Here is a 24899-nt window from a genome sequence, read left to right as displayed (position 1 = left end):
TCGGGGGCGCTATAGCCGGCTCAAGGTCACAGTGCGCCGGAAGCGGGCCAGCGCGGCGACGAACGCCAGTGACCCGATCGCTGCAGTCGCCAGCAGCGGTTGCCAGACGTCCGCGAATCCGGCGCCGCGGAACAGCACGGCCTGACTGAACGCGACGAAGTGAGTGGTCGGTGAAACCAGCATCACGCGCTGCAGGAACTCCGGCATGGCGTCGAGCGGCGTGTTGGCGCCGGACAGCATGTACATGACCAGGAACACCGGGATCGACAGCAGACCGAACTGCGGCATGGTGCGCGCCACCGTGGCGAGCAGAATCCCGATCGCGGTCAGCGCGGCGAGGTAGCACGCCAAACCGAAGACGAACAGGGCCACGGAGCCGGCCAGCGGAACACCGAGAAAGCCGCGGATGACGATCAGTAGCGATAGCGTCGCCGCCACCAGGATCACCAGGGCATTGGACCAGACCTTGGCCAGCATGATCTCGCCGGCGTTGAGCGGCATGATCAGCAGGTGCTCGAGCGTGCCGTGTTCGCGCTCGCGAATCAGCGCCGCACCGGACAGCAAGATCCCGAGCAGGGTGCTCATGTTGACCAGCTGCATCACCGACATGAACCAGCTCGAGTTCCCGTTCGGATTGAACGCCAGCCGGGTGACCGCCTCCACCGGAACCGGTTCGCGGGACGCGCCTGCGGCGAGGTAGTTCTCGGCCTCCAGCACCAATGCCTGCTCGAGGTAGCGCGCGCCGGCCCCCGCCTGGGCCATCGCGGTGGCGTCGATATTGAGCTGGATCGCGGGATGCTTGCCCTCGATCAGATCCGACTCGAGGCCGGCCGGGATGTCCAGCACAAAGGTGTAACGGGCGGCGTCCATGGCCGGATTCACCTGGTCCATGTCGATCTCCGCCGGTGGCTGGAAATAGGGTGGCCGCAGCACCTCGACCATCTGCCGGGAGAGTGATGAACGGTCCTGGTCGACCACCGCGATGGAGGCGTTTTCCAGCTCCAGCTTGACCCCGCGGGCCGGGGCCACAATCGCAAAAGTGAAGGCGTACAGGATCAGCAACACCATCACTGGGTCGTGGCGCAGGCTGATCATCTCCTTGAGGCCGAGCCGGTAGACGCTGCGCCAACGCATCTCAGCGCTCCTGGCCCCGCAGCAGCAGGCGCCCAAGCACGACGAAGCCGATCCCGAAGGCCGCCAGCACGAGGAAATCGGGCCACAACTCGTGGAGCCCGAGACCTTTGGTGAAGGTGCCGACGCTGACGTGGTGGAACCAGGCGCTGGGAAAACCCAGACCCATATAATGCGCCGGGCCGGTGAGCGATGACACGGGGACCAGCATGCCGGAGAACAGGATGGTCGGGATGGTGCTCACAATGGCGGTGGCGAAGATGGCCGCGATCTGGCTGCGCATGAAGGTCGACATCAACAGCCCCAGGCCGGTGCTGGCGAACACGAACAGCAGGGCGCCCAAGGACAGGGCGGCAAGGCTGCCTTGCAGTGGCAGCCGGAAAAGCAGCAGCGCCTGCAGCAGCAGGAGCACGAAACCGAGCAGGGCCAGCCCAACGTAGGGCAGCTGTTTGCCGAGCAGGAATTCGATGCCGCGGGTCGGGGTGGCGTAGTAGTTGGTGATTGAGCCCAGCTCCTTTTCGCGCACCACGCCGACCGCGGTCATGGTCGCGGGGATCATGATCAACAGCAGCATCATGATCGCTGGCACCATGGCGTAGATGCTCTCGAACGACTGGTTGTAGCGGAACCGGGTCTCGATCTCTACCGGTGCCCGGGTCGCCGCTGCGAGGCCGATGTTGTCCGTGGAGTCGACGAAGTGGCGGTGCACGCCCTCGACATAGCCTCGAATCGTGTCGCCGCGCATCGGGACGGAGCCGTCGATCCAGACGCCGACCTCGGTCGGGTCACCGCCGGCCAGGGCACGGCCGAAGCCGGGCGGTATCTCGATCGCCAGGGTGACATCGCCGGCGACCAGCCTGCGGGTCAGCTCGGCATGGTCGCCGATCTCGGGTTGCCGCTCGAAATAGGTCGAGCCGGCGAAGCCGTCCAGGTAGTGCCGGCTGGCCGGACTGCGGTCGTAATCGAGCACCGCGTACCGGATGTCCTCGACGTCGAACGAGATCCCGTAACCCATCGCGATCATCAGCAGCAGCGGGCCGAGCAGGGCAAAGGCGAGCCGGATCGGTTCCCGGCGCAACTCCACCGCCTCGCGTCGGGTGTAGGCCCACAGGCGGCCCGGCGAGAGGCCTTTTCCGGTCTGCTGATCCGATCGGGGCCGCTCCCCGGCTCGATCATCGGACGCAGGTGGCATCGAATTGGCCTTGCGCGAAGTGTACCCGCCAGTCTCCCGTTCAGCCGACTTCTCTTCGCCCGTTTCCTGCTCGATGTAGGTGATGAAGGCGTCGTCCAGCGAGTCGGTATCCTGCGCCGCACAGAGCTCGGCCGGGCTACCCTGCGCGAGCACGCGGCCCGCATGCATCAGAGAGATCCGGTCGCAGCGCTCCGCTTCGTTCATGAAGTGGGTCGACACGAACAGCGTGACCCCGTGGTCGCGTGACAGCTCAGTAAGCAGGGCCCAGAAATCGTCGCGGGCATCCGGACCGACCCCCGAGGTGGGCTCGTCCAGGATCAGCAGTTCGGGCTCGTGGATCATGGCGACGGCCAGCGACAGGCGCTGCCGCAGACCCAGCGGCAGCTGCTCGGCGCGCTGGTTCATGTACGGCTCGAGGTCGAAACGCTCGGCAAGCCGTTGGATGCGCTGAGACCGCCGGGGCGAGTTCAATCCGTACAGGCGCGCGTGCAGGTCGAGGTTCTGGCCTACCGTCAGTTCATCGTACAGGGAGAAAGACTGCGACATGAAGCCGAGCCGATGGCGCAGCGAGCTGTCCCGTTGGTCCACCGGTTTGCCGAACACGAAGGCCTCTCCGGCCGAGGCCGGCAAGAGGCCGGTCAGCATTCTCATGGTGGTGGTCTTGCCGCTGCCGTTGGAGCCGACGAAGCCGAAGATCTCGCCTTTCCTGATCGTCAGGCTGACCCGATCGACGGCCGTGAAGTCGCCGAAGCGGCGGGTCAGGCCGCGCGCCTCGATGGCGGGCGAGCCGGCCTCTTCGGGTTGGCCGGGCGGTCCGGACTGTTGCCGCCCTTCGGACCCGCGCCCCTCGGGCAGCAGGCGGATGAAGACCTGCTCCATGGCGTCTGCGCCGGTCTTTTCCCTGAGCGCGTCGGGGGTGTCGGCCGCGAGGACGCGCCCGCCGTCCATCGCGACCAGATGGTCGAAGCGGTCTGCCTCCTCCATGTAGGCGGTCGCGATGACGATGCTCATCCCCGGGCGGCGCTGGCGCAGGCGGTCGATGAAATCCCAGAAGCGTCTGCGTGAGAGCGGGTCGACCCCGGTGGTGGGTTCGTCCAGGATCACGAGGTCCGGGTCATGGATCAGGGCGCAGCACAGACCCAGCTTCTGCTTCATGCCACCGGACAATTGCATCACCGGCCGCTCGACGAACTCGGCCAGGCCCGTGGCTTCGGTCAGTTCCGCGATGCGTGCCGACCGGGTCTGCCGGTCCTGCCCGAACAGGCGGCCGAAAAAGTCCAGGTTCTCGCGCACCGACAGGGTGGCATACAGGTTGCGCCCGAGGCCTTGAGGCATGTAGGCGATGCGCCAGCCGACACCCTTGCGCTGCCCCGGCTCGCGCAGGTCCGCACCGAGCACCTGCAACTGACCCTGCTGCGCTCGGCGCACGCCGGCCGCAAGGCCCAGCAGGGTCGACTTGCCAGCGCCGTCCGCACCGACCAGCCCGCTGATGCGCCCGGCCGGGAGACGCAGGGTGACGTCGTCCAGCGCCCGGGAATCACCGTAGCGGTGAGAGACCCCGCTCAGTTCGATGACGGCGGGGCGGGATCGCTGTTCCATTGCGGCAGCCGGGTTTGCAGGGACTCCGGCCAGGCGGCCTCCGAATCGAGGCGCACGTAGGCCACGCCGGGCAGCCCGGCCTTGACCAGCGGCTGGTAGCGGGCGAGCAGGTCGGAGTCGATCTGCACCTTGACCCGGAAGGACAGGCGCTCACGGGCACTCTCGGTCTCAACCTGCTTGGGCGTGAACTGGGCCTGTGCGGCGACGAAGGAGACATGGGCAGGAATCACGTAATCGGGCGCGGCGTCGAATACGATACGGGCCTCGGCATTCAGCGGCACCCGCCCGACTACAGTGGTCGGCAGGTAGATCACCATGTAGACGTCATTGAGGTCGAGCAGGGTCAGCACCTTGCCACCGACGCCGACAACCTCGCCGGGCTCGGCAAGGCGGTACAGCACACGGCCGCTGCGCGGGGCACGCAGTTCGGTGTCGCGGATCTCCACCCGTATCCGCTCAATGCCGGCCTCGGCCGCGTCGATCGCTGCGGCGGTGGCGGTGACCCGGACCCGTGCCGCGCGCATCGCCGCCTCCGAGCTGCGCATCGACGTGCGCGCCTGGTCGACGGACTCCTCGGAAACGAACTGGCCCTGGGTGGCGAGCCGCTGCATCCGTTCGAGTTCGTCGCGCGCGAACTCGAGCTCGCTCTCGCGCTGGGCCACCAGCGCCTCGGCATGATCGCGCTCCGCCTGGGCCCGGGCCAGTTCGGCCCGCGCCTGGCGCAACTGGGCGTCGAGGCTCTCGGTGTCCAGCCGCGCGACCACGCTGCCGGCCTCGACCTGGTCGCCCTCGCGCACCAGCACATCCGTGAGTCGGCCGGCCAGTTTGCTGGCCACGTCCACCTCGGTCGCCTCGACGCGGCCGTTGCTGCTGGCGAAACCCTCAGGAAGGACGGGATCCCCGGTGATGCCCTGAATCAAGGCCCGGAAACTCGCGGGCCTTTCCTCCGCCAGCCAATAGACGGCGGCACCCAGGCCTGCCAGCAACAGCAGGGTGATGGTGAGGGCGACTACAAGGCTACGGCGCAACGGCATCGAAGGCGGACCCGGGCGTGATCAGGAGTTGCAGGCGCTGCATTCTTGAGGGTGCCCACAGCCTCCACACTACCGCAGCTCTGCGATCATGCGTCAAGTGGGTAATTGCACGCCGGCGGCACCAGCGACCGGCTCAGGCAAGACGGGCGCGGAATCTCCGGCACCGACCGATGGCGAAGCGAGCGCACAGATTGAACCGCAAACGGGCGGCGCCGCCGAGGAATCCGCGGGGAGGCCGCAAGGCGGTCTTCCCGCAGGTCCAGCTGCCCCTGTACCGCCCGGTCGGCGTTGACGTAGAGTGCGGGACGCGGCAGATACCGATCACTGCCCATCGCATCTGAACCCAGTGGAGGCCCCGTGACTGACACCCCTGTTGCCCTGGTCACCGGCGCGGCCCGTGGCATCGGCTTCGGTATTGCGCAACGCCTGATTCTAGACGGCTGGCGGGTGATCCTTGCCGACCGCGATGCAGCGGGCGTCCGTTCGGCTACCGATCATCTGGGGCCCGCCGCCGATGCGGCGATCCTGGATGTCCGTGACGAGTCCGGCATCCGCGCGCTGCTCGCGCAGGTGCGCCAACACCAGGGGCGTCTGGATGCACTGATCAATAACGCGGGAATCAGCGACCCGCATTGCGGCCCGGTCGAGTCGCTCGGCCTGGAGGACTGGAACCGCTGGCTCGCGACCAACCTGACCGGAGCATTCCTGATGTGCAAACATGCCCTGCCGCTGCTGCGCAAGCAGCGCGGCGCCATCGTCAATATCGGCTCCACCCGGGCCCTGCAGTCGGAACCGGACACCGAGGCCTATGCAGCCAGCAAGGGCGGACTGGTGGCGTTCACGCACGCGCTCTCGGTCAGCGTCGGCCCCGAGGTCCGAGTCAACTGCATCAATCCCGGCTGGATCGATACCCGCCCCGCGTCGACGAAGAAGGCCGAGCCATTGCGTGAGCTCGACCACCAGCAACATCCGGCGGGCCGCGTGGGCGAGCCAGCGGATATCGCTGCCCTTGCTGCATTCCTGCTCGGTCCGCAGGCCGGCTTCATCACCGGGCAGGCGTGGACGGTCGATGGGGGCATGACCAAGCGGATGATCTACGCGGATTGAAGGCGGTGTTACGCAGGCCCGGGAGCAAGAACGACCGCGCGCCGCAATCGGGTTCAGAGCCAAACAAGCCGTTCGTGTCTGGAGAACCGGCCGCAGGAGTGCGCCCATGCTGGGCGCACCAAAAAAAAGGGCCCCGCAAGCGGGGCCCCTCAACCTGGCACTTGTGCGCCGGGGCTGTCTTACTGCGCTTCGACGTTCGCGGCGGCCGGGCCCTTCTGGCCCTGCTCCACGTCAAACGAGACGCTTTGGCCTTCGGCCAGCGACTTGAAGCCGCTACCCTGAATGGCGCTGTGATGGACGAACACGTCCTTGGAACCATCAGACGGCGTAATAAAGCCAAAGCCTTTTTCGTCGCTGAACCACTTCACTGTACCTGTAGCCATTACGGTTACCTCTGCTTCTTCATAGTAGATGGGGATTTCCAGGGCGGGAGACTGGAGGGCAACCGAACGACGGTGGAACTTGATCGTGATTCTCGGCGGCCCCGCTGGGGGCCGGAACTGCGAATCTGAACGCCCCTTGCGGGGTGTCGCTTGGCGCTATTTGGAGCCTGTTACCGTTACCTGCACTGCATTATCCGCACAAACCGCTCCTAATTGATAGTGCTTTTCGGGTTTTTCTGGAGCCTCCGTCGAAATTCCCCCTTTTATCCACGACTTGAATGGGAGCGAAATTTCGATTCCGTGGGTTTCATCCGGGCCACAGGGGGCCTCCCTCCGTCATCCGGAACCAGGCAACCTGCCCTAGATCGAGGTCTGATGGGCCCGGCCTGGCGTCTGCGTTCGCGAACCAATAGCGCGAAAGGCGCTCCAACAGGGGTATGGCAAACCTTGAATCTGTATTGTCGCGTCGCCGCCTGCTGGCAGGCCTGTCACTGGCCCTGCCGGCCTTGTGGTTGGGCGGCTGTCGAAGCGAGTCGGCCGGCGTGCAGGACAACGGACTCTTCGAGCCGCTGGATCTGAGCGAAGGCCAATGGCGCGAGATCCTTGGCCCGGAGCAGTACCGCATACTGCGTCGCGACGGCACCGAACCGGCCTTCTCCAGCCCGCTGGACAGGGAGTGGAGCGACGGCACCTACGTGTGCGCCGGCTGCAACCTGGCGCTGTTCGCCAGCGCTCACAAGTATGATTCCGGCACTGGCTGGCCGAGTTTCTGGCAGCCGATCAACGACGGGCACCTTGGCACCAAGCGTGATTTCAAGCTGGTCATTCCGCGCACCGAGTATCATTGCGTGCGTTGCGGCGGTCACCAGGGCCATGTCTTCAGCGACGGGCCCGAGCCGACCGGGCAGCGCTGGTGCAACAACGGCGTGGCGCTGAGCTTCGTTCCCGAGGGCCAGCCCCTGCCGGAGCTTCGCGAGGCCTGAGGACGCTGGCGCCGCGCGCTCCGGAAGGCGCCTGCCGCCCCATCCGCAACGGACATCAACCTGCGTCGAGAACTGGTAATGAGGCCGACACCGTTTCATCTCCCAACCATTCGCTTCGGCCATCGAGCCATTGTGCTGGCCGCCCTCGCCGGCTCACTGCTCCTGGCAGTGTCTCCTGCCGCCGCCGCAGGCGACGCCGAGGATGATCTGGCGCGGGCGACCTTTGCCGGCGGCTGCTTCTGGTGTATGGAGCCGCCCTACGACGACCTCGATGGCGTGGTCGAGACCCTGTCGGGCTTCAGCGGCGGGCATGCATCGAACCCGGCCTACAATGACGTGGTCAGCGGCGGCACCGGGCATCGGGAGGCCGTGCAGGTGGTCTTCGACCCCGAGGTCGTCGACTACGCCGAGCTGCTTCACGTGTTCTGGCGAAACGTCGACCCTTTCGATGATGGCGGCCAGTTCTGCGACCGCGGCGACGCCTACCGTACCGCGATCTTCGCCCATGGCGATGAGCAGATGCACAAGGCCCGTAAGTCGCTCGAAGGCTTCGAACAGTCCGGGCGTTTCGACCAAGCCATCGTCACGCCGATCCTCGAGTTCGAGAACTTCTATGCCGCCGAGGAATACCATCAGGGCTACTACCGGAAACACCCGGTGCGCTACAAGTACTATCGCTGGCGCTGCGGTCGCGACGATCGCCTCGAAGAAATCTGGGGCGACGAAGCCGGCGGCTGACCCGTGCGTCCTTCCGGAACCGCCGGTCGCCGGTCTCAGCGCCTGGCCACCGCGGCGCCCCGTCCGCGATCAGCCGCGCCATCGATAGACCTCCAGTACCGCTGAATCGCACTTGCAACACCCGTCGCATTGACCGCCCGGTGGCTCGCACACCACGCGGCCGCGAGCAACCCATTGGCCGAGCATGCCGCGCAGGGCCTCAGGGTCGATGTCGAAGCGGTTGGACATGTCCCGCAGTGAGGCAGGTCCGTTGGCCTGCAGGTAGTCACGGATGCTGGACAGAATCATCGCGCCATCCTCAAGCCTGCTGTCGGGCGGGTGCTCCCGCGCCTCGTGGTCCACCGTGGGCCCGCAGCACCAGGGTCACCGCCAGGAAGATGCCCAGCATGGCCGCGATCCAGGCGGCGGAGGTCGCCGGGCTGCGACTGAAGATCGCGGCCTGATAGAAGACCGTGGCCGCGATGTAGCCGACGCCGGTAGTCCAGGCGGCGACGAATACGGTCCAGCGCATGTTGGTCTCCCGGTACACTGCGGCCAGCGCGGCGGTGCAGGGGAAATACAGCAGGATCAGCAACAGATAGGCGAAGGCGCCGGCGGCCCCGTCAAAGCGCGCGGCCATGGCGCCGAAGGTGCCGGTGGCCACGCCCTGCTGCTCGGCCACGCCCCCGGTGTCGCTGAGGTCGCCCACTGCCAGACCCAGCGGGTCGGTCCAGGTGCCCAACGCATCGGCCAGGTTCGCCGGGATCGAGGCAAAGGCCGCGCCGAGGCCGCCGGCCAGGCTGAACGCGCCCTCCTCTTGCGTCTCGATGCCCGCCGCCGCAGCGTCGGCAACGGCGAGATCGCTGTACAGGGCGTCCAGGGTACCGACCACCGCCTCCTTGGCGAGCACGCCGGTGAACAGGCCGACCGCGGCCGGCCAGTTGTCCTCGGTCATGCCCATCGGCGCGAAGGCCGGCGTGATGCCGCGCCCGATCTCGCTCAGCACGGACTGGTCGCTGTCCTCGTTGCCGAAGCTGCCGTCGGTGCCGACCGCGTTGAGCACGTTCAGTACCAGCACCATCGGCACGATGATCTTGCCGGCGCGAAACATGAAGCTGCGGGTCCGTTCCCAGCTGCGCAGCAGGATTCCCCGCACGGTGGGCAGATGATACGGCGGCAGCTCCATCACGAACGGGGCCGTCTGGCCACGCAGCAGCGTGTTCTTCATGATCAACCCGGTCAGGACCGCGACCGCGATGCCGATCAGGTAGAGTCCGAACACGACGTTCTGTCCCCCGACCGGAAAGAAGGCGGCAGCGAACAGCACGTACACCGGCAGGCGCGCACCGCAGGACATGAACGGCGCCATGACGATGGTCATCAGCCGGTCGCGCTGCTGTTCCAGGGTCCGCGTCGCCATGATCGCGGGCACATTGCAGCCGAAACCGACGATCAGGGGCACGAAGGCCTTGCCCGGCAGACCGATCGCACGCATTGCGCGATCCATCACAAACGCGGCGCGGGCCATGTAGCCGGAGTCCTCCAGCGCCGACAGGAACAGGTACAGGAAGGCGATCACCGGAATGAAGGTCGCGACCACCTGCACACCGCCGCCGAGGCCATCGGCGAGCACGAGTACCAGCCAGTCCGGCGTGCCGAGCCCGGCCAGCCAGCGGCCGAGCCCGTCGACCAGGAGGGTGCCGGTGAAGAGATCGAAGAAGTCGATGAACGCGCCACCGATATTGATGGTGAACAGGAACATCAGGTACATCGCAAGCAGGAAGATCGGGATACCGAGCGCGCGGTTGAGTATGATCCGGTCGATCCTGTCCGAAGTGCTGCGCCGGACCTGATTCCTGCGTTTCACCGTGGCCGAGGTGACCTGGTTCACGAAGCCGTAGCGGGCGTCGGCGATACTGATGTCGATGTCGTCGCCGAGCCTCTCGGCGGTCCGGCCGCGCAGCGCGTCCAGCGCGGGTTTGGCAACCCTTTCGGCCATGTCCTCGGCCAGATCGTCGCCCTCGAGCAGGCGGAGCCCAAGCCAGTGAGGGTCGACCCGCGTGTCCGCCGCCTGGGCCGCGATCTGCGGCATCAGTTCGCTGATCGCGGCCTCGATCGGGGATGCATACCGGATGGCCGCGGAGGCTGGCCGGGGATCGCGCGCCCCCGCGAGAACGGCCGAGCGCAGCTCGGCGATGCCCTCGCCGGACGTGGCCACCACCGGGATCACCGGGCAGCCGAGGCGTTGGGCGAGGCCGGCCACGTCGATGGCCAGACCGTGCTGACGCGCGGCGTCCATCATGTTCAGCGCGACCACCACCGGCACGCGCATCTCGATCAGCTGCGCGGTCAGGTAGAGGTTGCGTTCCAGGTTGGAGGCATCGACGATGTTGATGATGAGATCGGCCTCGCGCGCGGCGACGTAATCGCGCGCGATCTGCTCGTCCAGCGAGACCTCGCCGGCGGAGACATCGAGCGAATAGGTGCCGGGCAGGTCGACCAGTTCGAACTCGGCGCCCTCGAAGACGTAGTGCCCGATCTTGCGCTCGACGGTGACGCCGGGCCAGTTGCCGACCCGCTGCCTGGAGCCGGTCAGGGCGTTGAACAGGGTGGTCTTGCCGCAGTTCGGGTTGCCGACCACACCGATGGTGAACTTCTCGCTCATGGCATCGCCCTCTCGACCAGCAGCGACGCGGCCTCGCCCTTGCGCAGGCTGAGGCTGAAACCGCGCACCCGGATCTCGACCGGATCACCCATCGGGGCGTGCCGCGTCACGCTGAACTCGACCCCCGGGGTCAATCCCATCGATAGCAGCTTGCGACGATAGGCCGAGCTGCCGTCACCGAATCCGATCACGCGGCCGGTGTCGCCGACCGCCATGTCTCTAAGGCTGAGTGACATTGTTCTGGCTCCCTTGCATTCATTCCCGGTGCTGACGGACCACCATGATCTTGTGCGCCATGCCTGCTCCAAGCGCGATGCGGGTCTCGCCGCGCAGCACCACCAGGCTCCCCCCGGAGCGCTGGCTCACGGTCAACTCGCTGCCCACGTTGAGACCGAGCGCGGTGAGGCGCATCTCCAGGTTCTTGCCTCCGCGCAACAGATGGATGCGCAGCGGTTCGCCCTCCTGTGCCGTGGCCAGGGGAAAGGGTGCGTAGGGGGTGTAGGGGTTGTTCATCAGACATCCGGCACCGGTTCCGCGGCAGCCTGACGAGGCCGCAGGACGTATGGGAGGCCCTCGGGGATCGCACCGGCCCGTGCAGGCCGCGGATCCGACAGGTAGGGAAGTGTTCCGAAGAGATGCCGCATTCACCAACACCCACGCAGTAGCGTGATCACAGGGGGTTGTCGGCTGGCTCGGGAAGCGATCACTGCTGCGTAGGCGATCCGCTGGCCTGGCTGGCTGTCGCGCGTTATCGCGACTGGTTCTCATTCTATTCCTTCGCGGTCCGGGGACGCAACAGCTCCATGGCGGCGACCTGCAGGAGGCTGGGCGTTCTGCGTCGCCGGCGAAACCTCTGCTGCGCCACTCCTGCAGGCGTCGCCCGGTGAACGGCGTCAGGCCACGTTTCTTCTGCGCGGCCCCGTAGCCGCGCGCGCTAGCCCCGGAGGCCCGCGACCTCCGCGGCGCTGTCGGCCAGACCCAGACCAGCCTCCTCGTATACGTGGAACACCACGTCGGCACCGTTTTCCCGCAGAATCGGGATTTCTTCCGGGTATTCCACGATCGCCGCGATCTTGCCGGGAAACGCGCGATGGCGGAGTTGCTCCAGGGCATACAGGTTGCCGTGATGGCTGGGCATGGCGAGCAGGATGGTCCGCACCTGGGCGCAGGTGATCATCTTCTCCCAGAAGTCGGAATCCACGGCGTCCCCGGCGATGACTTCATAGCCATCCGCTCTGAGACGAGCGACCTTTGCCTCATCGTTGTCGATGCCCAGCACGCGCAGGCCGTATTCGTCCTGAAGACGCTGGTAGGCACCGCGACCGATCTTGCCCATACCCATCACCACGGCCTGGGCATCGCCGATCTCGATGGGTCGGTCGGCCGGATGCAGTCGCTCCGACGGCCAGGTCGGCAGAAACCGGTCCAGCCAGTGATAGACCGCCTCGCTGGCGCTGTTCAGGGGCGATGCCAGCACGAAACTGATGGCCACGGTCAGCGACAGGACTACCAGCCACTCGGGCGCAAACCAACCCTGGGCCACCGCGAGTGCGGCGACGATCAAGCCAAACTCCGAATAGTTGCTGAGGCTCAGTGTGGCGAGGGCCGAGGTCCGGCTGCGCAGGCGAAAGCCGCTGAAGATCAGGAGGAACAGGATGCTCTTGACGGGCACCAGGAACAGAAGAAGCAGCGAGAGCCCCATCAGCTCCCAGGTGGGGAGAGCCAGCAGCCCGATGGAGAGAAAGAAACCGACCAGAAACAGTTCCTTCAGGTGGAAAAGCGACCGCGCAAGGTGATGCGATGCCGCGTGCGGCGCGAGCAGCATCCCGATGATCAGCGCCCCCAGATCACCCTTCACGCCGAGCGCATCGAACAGGCCGTAGCCGAGCACCAGCGCCAGCAGGATTCCGTACAGGATCTGCATTTCGCCGTGACCGACCCGGTCCAGCAGGCTTCGTAGCAGGGGAGCTGCCGGCAGCAGAAGAAACAGCAGCAACGCCCAGGGGCTGGGAATCGATCCGGTCGACGCAGTCAGGAAAAGCACCGCGAAGATGTCCTGCATGATCAGCACGCCGATCGCGAGCCGGCCATAGAACGACCGGGATTCGCTTCGCTCCTCGAGAATCTTGACCGCGAACACCGTGCTCGAAAACGAGAGCGCAAAGGACAGCAGCAGCAGGGTCCGCCAACCGCTCTCCTGCAGCAGGGCGATGCCGGTGAACTTGAACAGCGACAGCAACAGGATCAGCAACCCGCTGGAGGCGACCATATGCAACGTCGCCCCGGCCCAGACCTCGCCGCGCAAAAGCGTCCGTATGTTGAGTTTGAGGCCGATGGTGAACAGCAGCAGCGTGACCCCGAGGTTCGCGAGCGTCTCCAGGGTGGGGGTCAGCGAGTAGCCCAGGAAGTTCAGCGCGAACCCCGCGACCAGAAACCCGACCAGTGGCGGGAGCCGCAGCAGCATCGCCCCCATTCCACCCACAAACGCCGCGAGGATATACGCGATTTCCATGTCTCATTCCCGGAGTAGCCGTGCCTGCGGGGCAATTGTAAGCCAACCCGGACACGCGGAATCGATTGCTGCCGTCCCCCGGAAACCGCGCCGGTTGTCACTGCCGGCGAGGCGGCACGCCTGACCGGTCAGGGCCCGGGTCGCCCCTGCAGGCGACTGCTTTCCAGTCTGGCTCGCTCGACCACCTCTATGTATGATCTGCGGCCCGGTCTCGAACCGACGGTAACCTCCGCCTTCCTGCGGTGCCGGCGAGCGATGCTCCCTCACACGTCGCAGTAGGCTCCGGATAACGACAAGGGGAGCGATCGATGGGCCTGGGCGCGGGGCTTGTGGTGCTGGCGGCCTTCTTCTGGGGCTTGTCGGGCGGGATCGGCGGTATCCTGATGGCCGATGGCTGGGACGCCTTCGTGGTCTCGTTCTACCGGGGTGCCATTGGTCTTGCCTTCGTGCTCGCCTGGCTCGCCTTGCGGCCGCGCGGCAGCGGGCTTGCGAGCGGTCGGCTGTGGTTCTGGTCAGCCGTGGCCGGCCTGGGCGTCGCCGGCAACTTCGCATTTTACTTCGTGAGCATCGCACACGGAAGCGTGGCGGTGGCGGCCACGCTGATGTACTGCGCGCCGGTGTTTGTCTACCTCGTTTCCTTCACCCTGAAGCTGGAAAGCCCCACCCCGCTCAAGCTGGTGGCGATCGCGGTGGTGATGGTCGGCATCGTGCTGCTCACCCGGATCTACGATATCGGCGCGGGCGGGGTCACGCTCATTGGTGCCGGCGCGGGGTTGCTCGCCGGTCTGTCCTACGCGGTGTTCATCTTCGGCTTCAAGTACGCCGGCTCGCATGGCAGCCCGCAGGCGGTTCTCTCGATTGCCTTCGGGGTCCTGGTCCTGCTCCTCATGTTGCCCGGGGATAACGCTCAGATGGTGGCCGTATTGAGCTCAACGGACTGGCCGCTGTTTGCGGCACTGGGCGTGTTCGGGGCGGGGCTGTCGTTTGCCCTCTATATCAACGGGCTCCGGCATACCGCGCCGGCCGCCGCCTCCATCGTGGCGATGATCGAACCCGTGACCGCGACGCTGTTCGGTGTAATGATCCTGCATGAAAGCCTGGCCCTGGTTCAGATTCTCGGGATGGGCCTGATCCTCGTCACGGTGACCGCGCTCAGCGTCTCCTCGCGCGCCACCCCACCATTGCCCGTACAGGGCCGGGGCAGCGACTAGTGGGCCATGCTTGCCGTCTTCCCGGGGAAGTGCGTAACTTGTGTCTGCGCTGTCCTTGCGGTTCGACAGCGCGGCCGGCCGTGCTGGTCTGCGCAAGCTGATCCCCGTCGTCTGCCCGTACCGGGCGCTCTCGCCCCAGCATTGGCATGATTTCCAGTATCCATCCGGGAGATCGCCCTCGTGAGCCTTGATAACGACGCGTCCCGCCCGCCCTTTCTGCGTCCGGTCGACGAGCTCCTGGATTCTCTCGAGGTGGCGCGGGAGCGGGGTCTCTCGGCGGGCACGGCCAGCCGCCGGCTGGAGGAGACCGGGCCCAACCGCCTTCGCAAGAGCGGCCGGAAGCCCTGGTGGCGGGTCGCCCTCGACCAGTTCAAGAGCCTGGTGGTGATCCTGCTGCTGGTCGCCGCGGCCATCGCGGCCGTGTTCGGCCAACTGGTGGAAGCGGTGGCCATCGCGGCGGCGCTGGTCATCAATGCGGTCATCGGCTTCGTGACCGAGTGGAAGGCGCTCCAGTCCATGGAGGCCCTGAGGCGCATGGGGCAGATGTCCGCCCGGGTCCGCCGGGACGGGGAGGAGCGGGAGGTTCCGTCCAGCGAACTGGTGCCGGGGGACGTCGTGCTCCTGGGCGAGGGGGAAATGGTGCCGGCGGATCTTCGCCTGGTCGAAGTCGAAAACCTCCAGTGCAACGAGGCCGCCCTCACGGGCGAGTCGGTGCCGGTGTCCAAGACCACCGATCCTCTTGAGGATCCGGAGACTCCCCTCGCGGAGCGCGAGAACATGGTCTTCAGCGGCACCGCGGTGTCCCGGGGGGGTGCCGAGGGGGTCGTGGTGGCCACCGGCATGGACACCGAGATCGGCCGGATCTCGGCGATGGTCGAGGAGGCGGAGGAGGAGACCACGCCCCTGGAGCGGCGCCTGGAGGGTCTTGGCAAGCGCCTCATCTACCTCGTGATTGTGGTCGGCATCGGGGTGGCGGCCTCCGGGATCGTGGCGGGCAAGGATCTCCTGATCATGGTGGAGACCGCCATCGTGCTCGCCATCGCTGCGGTGCCCGAGGGGCTGCCGATCGTGGCCACCGTGGCCCTGGGACGGGGAATGTGGCGCATGGCACGGCGCAATGCCCTGGTCAAGCGGCTTGCTGCCGTGGAGACCCTGGGCGCCACCACGGTCATCTTCTCCGACAAGACCGGGACCCTCACCGAAAACCGCATGGTGCTCCGGCGCGTCGCGCTCGCCGCCGGGGATACGGAGGTCTCCCGGGAGGATGGCGACGCGCGCTTCCGGCTGGATGACGAGGACGTCGACCCGCAGAAGCAAGACGACCTGCGCCGCGCGTTGCGTGTCGGCGTGCTGTGCTCCAACGCGGAGCTCGAGGACGGGGGCGGTGCCTCGGGGGATCCGACGGAGGTGGCGCTGGTGGAGGCGGGCGCGCGGGCCGGTCTGCGCCGTCCCGATCTGCTCCGTGAACTGCCTGAGGAACGCGAGGAGAGCTTCGACACCGAGACCAACAAGATGGCCACCTTCCATCGGCTAGAGGATGGCTTTTTGGTGGCCGTCAAGGGTGCGCCTGAGGCGGTACTCGACGTGTGCACCCGGGTGCTGGAAGACGGCGAGGAAACGGAGCTCGACGATGCCGGGCGCGAAGTCTGGGTCAAGCGCAACGAGACCCTGGCAGGCGACGGCCTGCGGGTGCTGGCGGTGGCCGAGAAACGGGCGGCGCGCGCCGACGAGGCACCCTACGCGGGTCTCACCCTGCTCGGGCTCGTGGGACTCTACGATCCACCGCGGGAAAGCGTGAAAGAGGCCATCCGCACCTGCCAGGAGGCCGGAATCCGGGTGGTGATGGTTACCGGCGATCAATCCGCCACCGCGGCCAACATCGCCCGCGCCATCGGCATCGTGGGCGCGGATGACGAGTCAGCGCCGATGGGCGGGCATGAGCTGGGCGACCTCGGCGAGGGCGACCCGGAGCGTGCGGAGAAGGTGCACGAGACCGCCGTGTTCGCGCGGGTCTCGCCCGAGCAGAAGCTCTCTCTTGTTGGCGCCTACCAGGACCGCGGCGAGGTGGTCGGGATGACCGGAGACGGGGTCAACGACGCCCCGGCGCTGAAGAAGGCGGACATCGGCATCGCCATGGGCCGGCGCGGCACCGAGGTGGCGCGCGAGACCAGCGACATCGTCCTCAAGGACGACGCCTTCGAAACCATCGTCACGGCCATCGACCAGGGCCGGGCGATCTTCGAAAACATCCGCCGCTTCATCGTGTTCCTGCTCTCGGGCAACCTGGGGCAGATCGTGGGCGTCTCCGCCGCGGCCCTGGTGAATGCGCCCCTGCCCCTGCTGCCCCTGCAGATCCTCTTCCTCAACCTGCTGCTGGACGTGTTCCCGGCGCTCGCCATTGGGGTGAGCCGGGGCAGCGCGGACATCATGCGCCAGCCGCCCCGCGACCCGGACGAGCCCATCCTCACCCGGGGCCACTGGCTTGGCATAGGGGGCTTCGGGCTGCTCATGGCCGCAGCGCTGCTGGGGGTGTTCGCCTGGGCGCTGCTGGTGATGAAGGTGGACACCGGCACGGCGGTGACCATGGCCTTCCTCACCTACGGCCTCGCGCGCCTGTGGCACGTCTTCAACATGCGTGCCCCGGGCTCACCGATGCTGCGCAACGATCTGGTGATGAACCTCTGGGTATGGGGTGCCATCGCGCTCTGCGCCGCGCTCCTCGCCGCGGCAGTCTACGTACCGCCGCTCGCGGCGCTGCTGCAGGTGACGCCGCCCAATCCGGCGGAGTGGATCGTGATCCTCGCCGGCAGCCTCGTACCCCTGGTCCTCGGCCAGCTCGCGCTCGCCGTGCTCGGCCGACGTTAGGCCCCGCCCGGGAGGATTCGCGCGCAATCGTCGGCCGAACGGCAGGCCCTTCTGGTGGGCACACTTCGTTTTGCCCACCCTACCCTCCACGGATGCCCTCAGCCAAGCGCCGACCGGATCCGGTCGATGGCCGATGACGGGTCCTCCCGCAGCGGCGCTGCCGCCAGCCGCAGCAGCCGGAAGTCCATGCACTCGAGGTAGGCCTCGCGCGCCCTGGCGCGGGCGGGGCCACCACGCGACGCCCCGCCATCGACCTCGATTTCGATCGCGACCTGCCGGCCCGGCCCGCCTTCGAATGCCAGATCGACACGGAGGTCGCCGATACAGGGTTGCACCTTCGGTACCCAGCCCTCGAGTATCATGGAGGTGAACAGCTCCTCCGCGTCCGGGATGTCCTGTCGCAGTCGACACAGGTCCTGGCAGTGCACCGCGAGTTCCCGGAGCAGATATTCCTGCTCCAGACAGAACTCCACGTCTCCGACCAGATGCAGCGCTTCCCTGGCGCGGGTCAGTGCGATGGCGAACAGATCGGGCGAGGCATCCACCTCGCGTCTCGCATCGGCGGGCATACCCCGGGCGACCGCGGGACTGAACACGATCACATCCCACTCCCCGCCCTGAAAGACAGCGGGCAGGTCGATGGTCAAGCGTCCGTCCGGTTGCAGATCCTGCAACTCGGCCCGCAAGCGGTCGCGCTGGGCGGGAAACGGCGTGATCACACCGAGGCTCGACTCGGGGGAGCGCCGCCGAAGATCCCGGACCTGCTCGACCACCTTCGCGATCTCGGCGAGGTTGCACCAGTTGCTTCCGGGCGGCGCGGGTTCGGCCGTCGCCGGCACGTCGACAATGCGCACGCCATCGTCGCGCCGGCTCCCCGCCCCCGGGACAGGGCGCACGGGCTGGTAGGGGCAGAGCAGCCGGCTCCACAGCGCAAGGATCGCGGGGTGCCCACGATAGCTGCGTGCGAGCACGAGCCGATCCTGCGGTGGATGTGCGAGGGACTCCAGCGTCGCGCGGAACAGGTCGCCCCCGGCGCATGTCAGGCGCGGCGGACACCCCTCCACACCAAAACGGTCGCGCGGCACCGAGGCCCCGGCCGCGTGCATGCCCGGGTGCGCCGAAGTGGTCCGCGGATCACCCGTCACGGCCAGCGACCGACCCCGAAATATGGCCGGCAACAGACCCGTCAGGGTTGCCCGCGGGGCATCGTCGATGACCACCAGATCGAACAGACCGGGCGCCATCGGCAGGTTGTCCAGACCGCGGACATCGGTGATCCACACCGGAAGCGCGCGCAGCAGTTCCCGAAAATCCTCGAGCGGCGCCCGTGCCATGCCTGCTCCCGATGACCCGGCACGTTCCAGCGTGGATGCCAACACGCGCTGCACCCCCGCATCGGCCCGCAGCCACTGCAGATGCCGTGCCTGGGCGGACTGGAGCAGACCCCGCTCCAGCTCCCGATCGATCGCCTCGATTCGCCCCCGCAGGCCGTCGGGGCTGAACGCGGAGCAGGCCTCCAGCAGCGCCGCCTCGGGTAGCGTCTCCCCAGGACGGCCCCGAGCGTCTGCCATCAGGCCAAACAGCCGGTTCACCTCCGGACCGGGCGGCAGTTGCCGGATCAGGGCTTCCATCGATGCCGTCGCGTCGTTGAGCCGGCCCGTCACCTCCTGCCGGGCGATCGGCTCGTCCTCCTGCCGGAAGAATCGCCAGCGCACACACCAGTCCGCAACCGCGTCCAGCCGCGCGAGTGCCTCATCGGCATCGGGCCAGGCGCCGTCACCGATCTCGGTCGCGTCCAGCAGGCTGTCCGCAGGACGCTCCTTCAGCCATTCGGTACGGCGCGTCGCGATCCCCGGAACGGCTTCCCGCTCCGCCCGCAGGCGGCGGGCCGAGTGTTCGTGATTCGAGGCACTCCTCCAGCTCTGCTGAAGGCGGGACAGCAGCCCTCCGGCGATCGCATCACGGGCCACGGCAATGCTGGGCGCATCCGCCTGCACCGCGAGTATGCGCACCGCACGGTCGAGGTCCCGCCCAGGTCCGTGGCGCCATGCCTCCAGCAATGGGACCCGGGGGGTCAGCCACGCCCATTCCCGGGCGATCTCCCGAAGCGCCTCGGTCGCACGTTCCCTGGCCTCCCGCCTGTGCCACGCCTGCGAAGCCTGCATCCCGAGCACCGCCTCCTCCTCCATGCGGGAGGCCGCGCGCGCCTGGGCCTGCGGGTCTTCCCCTGACGGCAGGGCCGCGAGGCCCAGTCCTTCGGCCTCCCGGCGCAGAGGCTCCAGCGCCTCCCGCTGCGGCTCGGTCTCCGCCCGGATCCGCCGTTGCGCCGCCTGCATCGCGGTCCAGCGATGCGCGGCCTCGAGCACCGAGGCGAGGCGCGCCCGTCCGCGCGGGTCCAGCGCACCCACGCTGACGTGAATCGCAGGTGGCAGCAGCGGCAGCAGCTGCCGTTCCAGGCGCCGCATGCGTCGCCGCAGCCGCGCACAGTCGGACCAGGGCAAGACATCCAGCGCACGGGGCCGGCGCCCCTGCAGTTCGCGGTAGGCCGCCAGCCAGTCCGGAATCACCTCGGCCTGTGGATCGAAGTCCTCGGGGAGGCCGAGGCCGCGGATCTTCACCCGCTGCTTCTCCATATCCTGCCGCCGATCCCCATTGCGCTCCAGCGCCTGCTCCAGCTCCCCCGCCAGCTGTTGCAGCGATCCGGCCAGTACCCGGACCCGTTCGGCCCACGACTCCGCCTCGGCCCCGGACCTCCAGCGTCCGTACTCCGGGCGCCAGCCGATGGGTGCCAGGGCCGCCTCCGGCGACTGACCGAGCAGCCGTGCGAACCGCCGGCCCCAGTCCTCGATCAGCGCCGCCCATTCCGGCTCGACCAGCCAGCCTCTGTCTTCCTCAGTGCCGGCGGCCAGACCGGCCACCTCCAGCACCCGGTCCCGCTGCTGTTCCTGGCCCCGGATAGCTGCGTCCAGCCGCGAACGGCGCTCCGCGTCCTCGCCCGCCAGCCGCTGGTAATCGGCCACCCGGTCGAGCCAGCGGCGGGTTGCGGTCAGCGCCGGCTCGACCGCCTCCGGATCCAGGGCTTCTAGCCCCAGCCGCCGCTGTTCCGTCCGCAGACCGGCCGCCTCCGTTTCCAGCGCGGCGAGCCGCTCACGCGCCTGTGTCCCGGCCGAAAGCACCGAGCGGGCCGCGGCCAGCAACCGATCGGAGAGGTCCGAGTGCAGCGCCGTCGCCAGCGATGCACGTTCACGCTGCAGCGACCTTCGTGCGGTCGCGAGGGCATCGGCATCCGGCAGGCCGGAGACTTCCCCGCCTTTGGCACCCGCGAGCCGAAGCAGATCGCGCAGCATCGCGGGGAGGGCCTCGTGGCGATCCGCCGTGACGGTGGCAGCGACGGGAACCGGGAGGTGCAGGTCCTGGAGCCGGTCGGCGGCGACGGCGGCCGACCGCCCGCCGGCACCGACCAGCAGCGCCGTGCGGCCCGTCGACCAGGCGGTCAGCAGTACCGCCAGCAGAACCTCGGTCTTGCCGGATCCGGGGCCGCCCTCGATCACGGTCAGACCGGCGCCTCCCAGGACCCTGCGAACCGCCCGCCGCTGCGAATCGTCCAGTGGCACCGCCGACAGCATCGGCGGGGCATCATCGCCGCACAAGGCCGCTTCGGAGGCACCCGGCCGCGCGGGACCCGCCATCAGCCGCAGGCCGCCGCACTCCGCGGGATTATCGCTGAGCAGGGATTCGAGCCGCCGGTACTCCTCGAGCAGCCCCTCGACCGCTTCGCGGCCGGGATCGGCGGAATCGGGAGTCGCGGCCGCGGCCTGGATCCGGTTCAGGATCTCGCGGTGATACCGGACGAGCGGCAGCCAGGGCATGCCATCGGCAGCCGCGACGCCGGCCGGTGCCACCGGATCGCGCTCATGGGCATTCACTGCCTTACCAGCCCCGTCAACCAAGCTGTGCCCCCCGCCGATCATGGCTCGCAGGCGTCCCGCCCGCGGCTATCCCGATCCTCTCACAATCCGCCCTGTTCACCCAGACCGCCCGAGCCGGTGTTCGCGGCGATCAGGCAAGGTCATCCGGTTGCAGCCGTGCCAGGCCGGCCAGCGGATTGTCCGCCTGACGGACGCGGAACCAGGCGGCGATGCTGGCACGCCAGCGGCGGGTCGGCAGCACCGCGTGGGGGACGCCCTGGCTGAGAAAGAGCACCAGCGTGCCGGCCTCCGGAAGGATGCGCAGCACCTCACCACCGGATGCGTCGTAGATCGCCAGCTCGCCGCCCTGGACCCGGCGCCAGTGGCGGTTCAGGTACAGGACCGCCGACAGCCGCCGCGGGTTGTCCTGCTGGAAGGCGTCCACGTGCCGGTGATAGCCGGCACCCGGCGGGTACAGCGCGAAGTGGGCCTCGACCTCGAACAGGCCGAGCATCAGGGAACGGTTGACCTGCTCCCGGATTTCCTCCAGCCGGGCAAGAAAGAGTCGCTGGACCTCGGTCGACCCGTCCAGCCAGCGGATCCAGTCACCCCGAACCGCAGCGGCCAGGCGGCGCCGGTGTCCCCGGCCGACACGCGCCCGGTACAGTCCCGCCGCCGTACGCGCGGCGTGAAGCTCCCTGCGCAGCGCGTCGACCAGCGTCGCGTCCAGGTAATCCGGCAGGACCGCCAGGCCGGAACTGGCCAGGGCATCGAGATGACTGGGCACCGGGAGGTACGCGGACGCTTCCACGCGGGGTTCTCCGGAACGGGAAAGGAGCGGGCTGGATCAGCCGCGCTCGGCGGTCGTCCAGCCGCCACTATACCGCGTTCCCGGTCCCGGAGACCCTGGTCGCGCCGGCCATGGCGCGTGGGGGCAGGATCTCGAGATCCTCGGGCCGCGCGATGAGGCCGGCCTCCAGCAGGTGGCGCTGCAGCATCTGGAAGGCCGTCGCGGCACGACTGGCCTCCCCCCGAACGCCCAGTTCCACCCGCGGCCTTCCGTCGTGGAACCCCGGCAGACTCGAGATCCGCAGGTCCGGATAGCGGGCCTCCATCATCTCGAGCAGCGGCACCAAACGGCTTTCGGGCACCCCGGACAGGCGCAGGTTCATCTCCGCCGGCCGCTGCGCCGGGGCGACGCCGGCCAGGTGCGAGTGCAGCACCCAGCGCACCATCGGCTCGGCCATCGCCGGGAACCCCGGTACACAGAAGTGCCGCTCGCAGGCGAATCCGGGGATGCCGTTCACCGGGTTGGGAATCAGCGTGGAGCCCTCGGGGAGTTCGGCCATGCGCACCCGGTTGGGATAGGCCTCCTCGCCGAAGCGCGCCTCGAGCAGGGCGACGAACTCCGGATTCCGGACCAGCGGTCGCCCCAGCGCACGGGCGATGCAGGCGCGGGTCCGGTCGTCCGGGGTCGCCCCGATGCCACCGAAACTGAAGACGAAGGCGTCCCGCTGCAGGGTCTCGCGGAAGGTGCCGGTGAGCAGCTGCGCATCGTCGCCGACGATGCGCAGCCATGCCAGCTCCAGGCCCTGCGCCGCCAGTGAATCGATCAGCGCGGCCTGGTGCCGATCGCGGCGCTTGCCGCTCAGGATCTCGTCGCCGATGATTACCGCACCGATCTCGACCCGGCCCATCATCCCTGCCGATCTATTGCGCGGCACCCAGCGCGACAGCCCGCTCGCGCGCGCGCGAGCGCCGTTCCGGCTCGTTATCCAGCTGCTCGAGCCAGACGCCTGCGTGCCGGAGCAGCAGGTCGGTGAGGAAGTCCAGGTGGTCCGGACGGTCGTTCAGGGCCGGGATGTAGCTGAAGTGCTGGCCGCCGGCCTCGAGGAAGATCTCGCGGTTCTCGTCCCCGATCTCCTCGATGGTCTCCAGGCAGTCGGCAGAGAAGCCCGGGCAGATCACGTCGACGCTCTTCACGCCCTGGTCCGGCAGGGACTTCAGGGTCTCGTCCGTGTAGGGCCGCAGCCACTCCGCGCGCCCGAACCGGGACTGGAAGGTGACCTGCCACTGCCCCTGCTCCAGCCCCAGGGTCTGGGCAAGCTGGAAGCCGGTTGCGTGGCACAGGCAGTGATACGGATCCCCCGCCAGCAGATAGCGCTTCGGCACGCCGTGAAAGGACATGATCAGCCGCTCCGCGCGTCCGTTCTGTTCCCAGTGCTCCTGCACGCTGGCGGCCAGCGCGTTGATGTAGCCGGGCTCCCGTTCGTAGCCGGAGATGAAGTGCAGATGCGGCGTCCAGCGCCAGGCGCGCAGCTCCCCCGATACCGCATCCAGGGTGGAGGCGGTCGTGCTCGCGGAGAACTGGGGATAGAGCGGAAGCACCACCAGCTTGCGCACGCCCTGCTGGCGCAGTTCGTTCAGTGCATCGGGAATGGACGGGTTGCCGTAGCGCATTCCCACCGCGACCGGGATCGGTCCACTCGCCAGCCTCGCGAGGCGCTTGCGGATCCCCTCCGCCTGGCGCTGCGCGATCACCAGCAGCGGCGAACCCTCGTTGGTCCAGACGCTTGCGTATTTTGCCGCGCTCCGCCGAGGCCGGATGTTCAGGATCACGCCGTTCAGGATCAGCCACCACAGCGGCCGCGGCACCTCGACCACACGCGGGTCCCAGAGGAATTCCTTCAGGTAGCGGCGCAGCGCCCGCGGCGTCGGGGCATCCGGGGTGCCCAGATTGGTGACCAGCACTCCGACGTATTCGGGGCTGCCATGCTGGTAATCGGGTTCGCCTTGGTATTTCACGCTGGTTCCTCGCGCGGATGAGTCGGGGGTCTCTGGAGGGCTGTCCGGAAAGTGGACCCGGACAGATGGAGGCGGTTCGCTACGGCTGCGACCCGCACCTGCCCTCAGCTGCGGAGCAGGCGATCCCGCAGCGGGCTGCTGCGCGGGAAATGGGCCTGGAGGAACTCCATCTGGTCCGCGAGCACGCGCCGGCCCTTGAGGTAGACGTACTCCGCATGGGTGGGACGAAACGGGATCGCCAGAAGCTGCATCCCTGCCTGCTCCGGGGTGCGCCCGGCCTTGTGGTTGTTGCAGCGCTTGCACGCGGTGACGACGTTGACCCAGGTGTCGCTGCCGTGCTGGCTCAGCGGCGTCACATGATCGCGCGACAGGTCCCGAACCTCGAAACGTTTGCCGCAGTACAGGCACATGTGCGCGTCGCGGCGGAACAGGGTGTCGTTGTTCAGCGGCGGGACATAGCCCCTGTGCAGCGTCCGGTTCGTTCCCTGCGTGGCGATGATCGAATTGACCTCCACCAGCGACCGGCGGCCGGTGCGGGCGCTGACGCCGCCACGAATCCGGTACAGCAGCGTGCCGCAGGTATAGGCCACCTGTCCGCCGTGATACAGACGCACGGCCTGCTGGTAATCGATCCACTCCAGCGGCATTCCGGAGGCGTCCGTGCGCAGGACCTGCTGTTGCAGCGGTACCATCGAGCGGCTCCCGGTGTAACCCGAACTCGCTGGACAATAATCAGGGAGCGTCGAGAACGCAATCGCCCCGCGTAGGAGCGGCTTCCAGTGGGAGC

Annotated in this window: 19 protein-coding genes; 5 read left to right on the top strand and 14 right to left on the bottom strand. The window is 67.9% G+C overall.

The genetic code is table 11. The annotated features are described in order from the left end of the window. Window positions 1–9: 9 nt before the first annotated feature. From ACESMN_RS05825 to ACESMN_RS05815, 3 genes are read right to left on the bottom strand one after another with little or no spacing between them, the layout of a single operon-like run. Entirely contained in the window at window positions 10–1134 is a 1125-nt protein-coding gene (locus ACESMN_RS05825; protein WP_373052656.1) for an ABC transporter permease, read from the bottom strand. A gap of 1 nt (window position 1135) precedes the next feature. After that, on the bottom strand, window positions 1136–3922 hold the full coding sequence (rbbA, locus tag ACESMN_RS05820) for a ribosome-associated ATPase/putative transporter RbbA (RefSeq protein WP_373052655.1): 2787 nt from the start codon (window positions 3920–3922) through the stop codon (window positions 1136–1138). Further along, window positions 3886–4956, bottom strand: a complete 1071-nt coding sequence (locus tag ACESMN_RS05815) for an HlyD family secretion protein (RefSeq protein ID WP_373052654.1) — start codon at window positions 4954–4956, stop codon at window positions 3886–3888. Before ACESMN_RS05815 ends, rbbA begins: the two co-directional genes overlap by 37 nt. A gap of 357 nt (window positions 4957–5313) precedes the next feature. Between ACESMN_RS05815 and ACESMN_RS05810 the strand changes: the two genes are divergently transcribed. Beyond that, complete coding sequence (locus ACESMN_RS05810; RefSeq protein WP_373052653.1) at window positions 5314–6063, top strand: SDR family oxidoreductase; 750 nt, start codon at window positions 5314–5316, stop codon at window positions 6061–6063. 179 nt (window positions 6064–6242) lie between these two features. On the opposite strand, the gene ACESMN_RS05805 is transcribed toward ACESMN_RS05810, so the two are convergent. Next, window positions 6243–6446: a cold-shock protein gene (locus ACESMN_RS05805; protein ID WP_018143924.1), complete on the bottom strand. Its 204-nt coding sequence runs from the start codon at window positions 6444–6446 to the stop codon at window positions 6243–6245. Between the two features lie 437 nt (window positions 6447–6883). Between ACESMN_RS05805 and msrB the strand changes: the two genes are divergently transcribed. Together msrB and msrA are read left to right on the top strand one after the other, a co-directional pair. Beyond that, window positions 6884–7429: a peptide-methionine (R)-S-oxide reductase MsrB gene (gene msrB, locus ACESMN_RS05800; RefSeq protein WP_373052652.1), complete on the top strand. Its 546-nt coding sequence runs from the start codon at window positions 6884–6886 to the stop codon at window positions 7427–7429. 132 nt (window positions 7430–7561) lie between these two features. After that, the gene (msrA, locus tag ACESMN_RS05795) at window positions 7562–8167 is read left to right on the top strand and encodes a peptide-methionine (S)-S-oxide reductase MsrA (protein WP_373052651.1); all 606 of its coding nucleotides are present in this window, start codon (window positions 7562–7564) and stop codon (window positions 8165–8167) included. Between the two features lie 69 nt (window positions 8168–8236). Here msrA and ACESMN_RS05790 read toward each other — a convergent pair whose 3' ends face one another. The 5 genes from ACESMN_RS05790 to ACESMN_RS05770 form a co-directional block, all read right to left on the bottom strand. Next, window positions 8237–8455 (bottom strand): FeoC-like transcriptional regulator, encoded by a 219-nt coding sequence (locus ACESMN_RS05790; RefSeq protein WP_373052650.1) that lies wholly within the window; start codon window positions 8453–8455, stop codon window positions 8237–8239. Window positions 8456–8465: 10 nt separating this feature from the next. Further along, entirely contained in the window at window positions 8466–10811 is a 2346-nt protein-coding gene (feoB, locus tag ACESMN_RS05785; RefSeq protein WP_373052649.1) for a Fe(2+) transporter permease subunit FeoB, read from the bottom strand. Next, window positions 10808–11047, bottom strand: a complete 240-nt coding sequence (locus ACESMN_RS05780) for a ferrous iron transport protein A (RefSeq protein WP_373052648.1) — start codon at window positions 11045–11047, stop codon at window positions 10808–10810. The genes feoB and ACESMN_RS05780 overlap by 4 nt, the downstream gene beginning before the upstream one ends. Window positions 11048–11066: 19 nt before the next feature. Further along, window positions 11067–11324 (bottom strand): ferrous iron transport protein A, encoded by a 258-nt coding sequence (locus tag ACESMN_RS05775; RefSeq protein ID WP_373052647.1) that lies wholly within the window; start codon window positions 11322–11324, stop codon window positions 11067–11069. Window positions 11325–11745: 421 nt separating this feature from the next. Beyond that, window positions 11746–13323: a cation:proton antiporter gene (locus ACESMN_RS05770; RefSeq protein WP_373052646.1), complete on the bottom strand. Its 1578-nt coding sequence runs from the start codon at window positions 13321–13323 to the stop codon at window positions 11746–11748. Window positions 13324–13631: 308 nt separating this feature from the next. On the opposite strand from ACESMN_RS05770, the gene ACESMN_RS05765 reads away from it, so the two are divergent. Continuing rightward, complete coding sequence (locus tag ACESMN_RS05765; protein ID WP_373052645.1) at window positions 13632–14534, top strand: DMT family transporter; 903 nt, start codon at window positions 13632–13634, stop codon at window positions 14532–14534. A gap of 180 nt (window positions 14535–14714) precedes the next feature. Beyond that, complete coding sequence (locus tag ACESMN_RS05760) at window positions 14715–17399, top strand: cation-translocating P-type ATPase (RefSeq protein ID WP_373052644.1); 2685 nt, start codon at window positions 14715–14717, stop codon at window positions 17397–17399. Between the two features lie 98 nt (window positions 17400–17497). Here ACESMN_RS05760 and ACESMN_RS05755 read toward each other — a convergent pair whose 3' ends face one another. From ACESMN_RS05755 to ACESMN_RS05735, 5 genes are all read right to left on the bottom strand, one after another. After that, window positions 17498–21325 carry an AAA domain-containing protein gene (locus ACESMN_RS05755; protein ID WP_373052643.1) on the bottom strand — a complete coding sequence of 1276 codons (3828 nt, stop codon included), beginning with the start codon at window positions 21323–21325 and terminating at the stop codon, window positions 17498–17500. 133 nt (window positions 21326–21458) lie between these two features. Further along, on the bottom strand, window positions 21459–22118 hold the full coding sequence (locus ACESMN_RS05750; RefSeq protein ID WP_373052642.1) for a 2OG-Fe(II) oxygenase: 660 nt from the start codon (window positions 22116–22118) through the stop codon (window positions 21459–21461). 67 nt (window positions 22119–22185) lie between these two features. Then, window positions 22186–23004 (bottom strand): competence/damage-inducible protein A, encoded by an 819-nt coding sequence (locus tag ACESMN_RS05745; RefSeq protein ID WP_373052659.1) that lies wholly within the window; start codon window positions 23002–23004, stop codon window positions 22186–22188. A gap of 13 nt (window positions 23005–23017) precedes the next feature. Then, window positions 23018–24112, bottom strand: coding sequence for a ferrochelatase (hemH, locus tag ACESMN_RS05740; RefSeq protein WP_373052641.1), 1095 nt, complete (start codon window positions 24110–24112; stop codon window positions 23018–23020). Between the two features lie 104 nt (window positions 24113–24216). Next, window positions 24217–24804, bottom strand: coding sequence for an HNH endonuclease (locus tag ACESMN_RS05735; protein WP_373052640.1), 588 nt, complete (start codon window positions 24802–24804; stop codon window positions 24217–24219). Between the last annotated feature and the right edge of the window lie 95 nt (window positions 24805–24899).

The sequence above is a fragment of the Thioalkalivibrio sp. genome (assembly GCF_041690275.1).
Lineage (GTDB): Bacteria > Pseudomonadota > Gammaproteobacteria > Ectothiorhodospirales > Ectothiorhodospiraceae > Thioalkalivibrio.
Note: the sequence above shows the minus strand (reverse complement) of the source record. Positions and strands in the feature narration are given on the sequence as shown.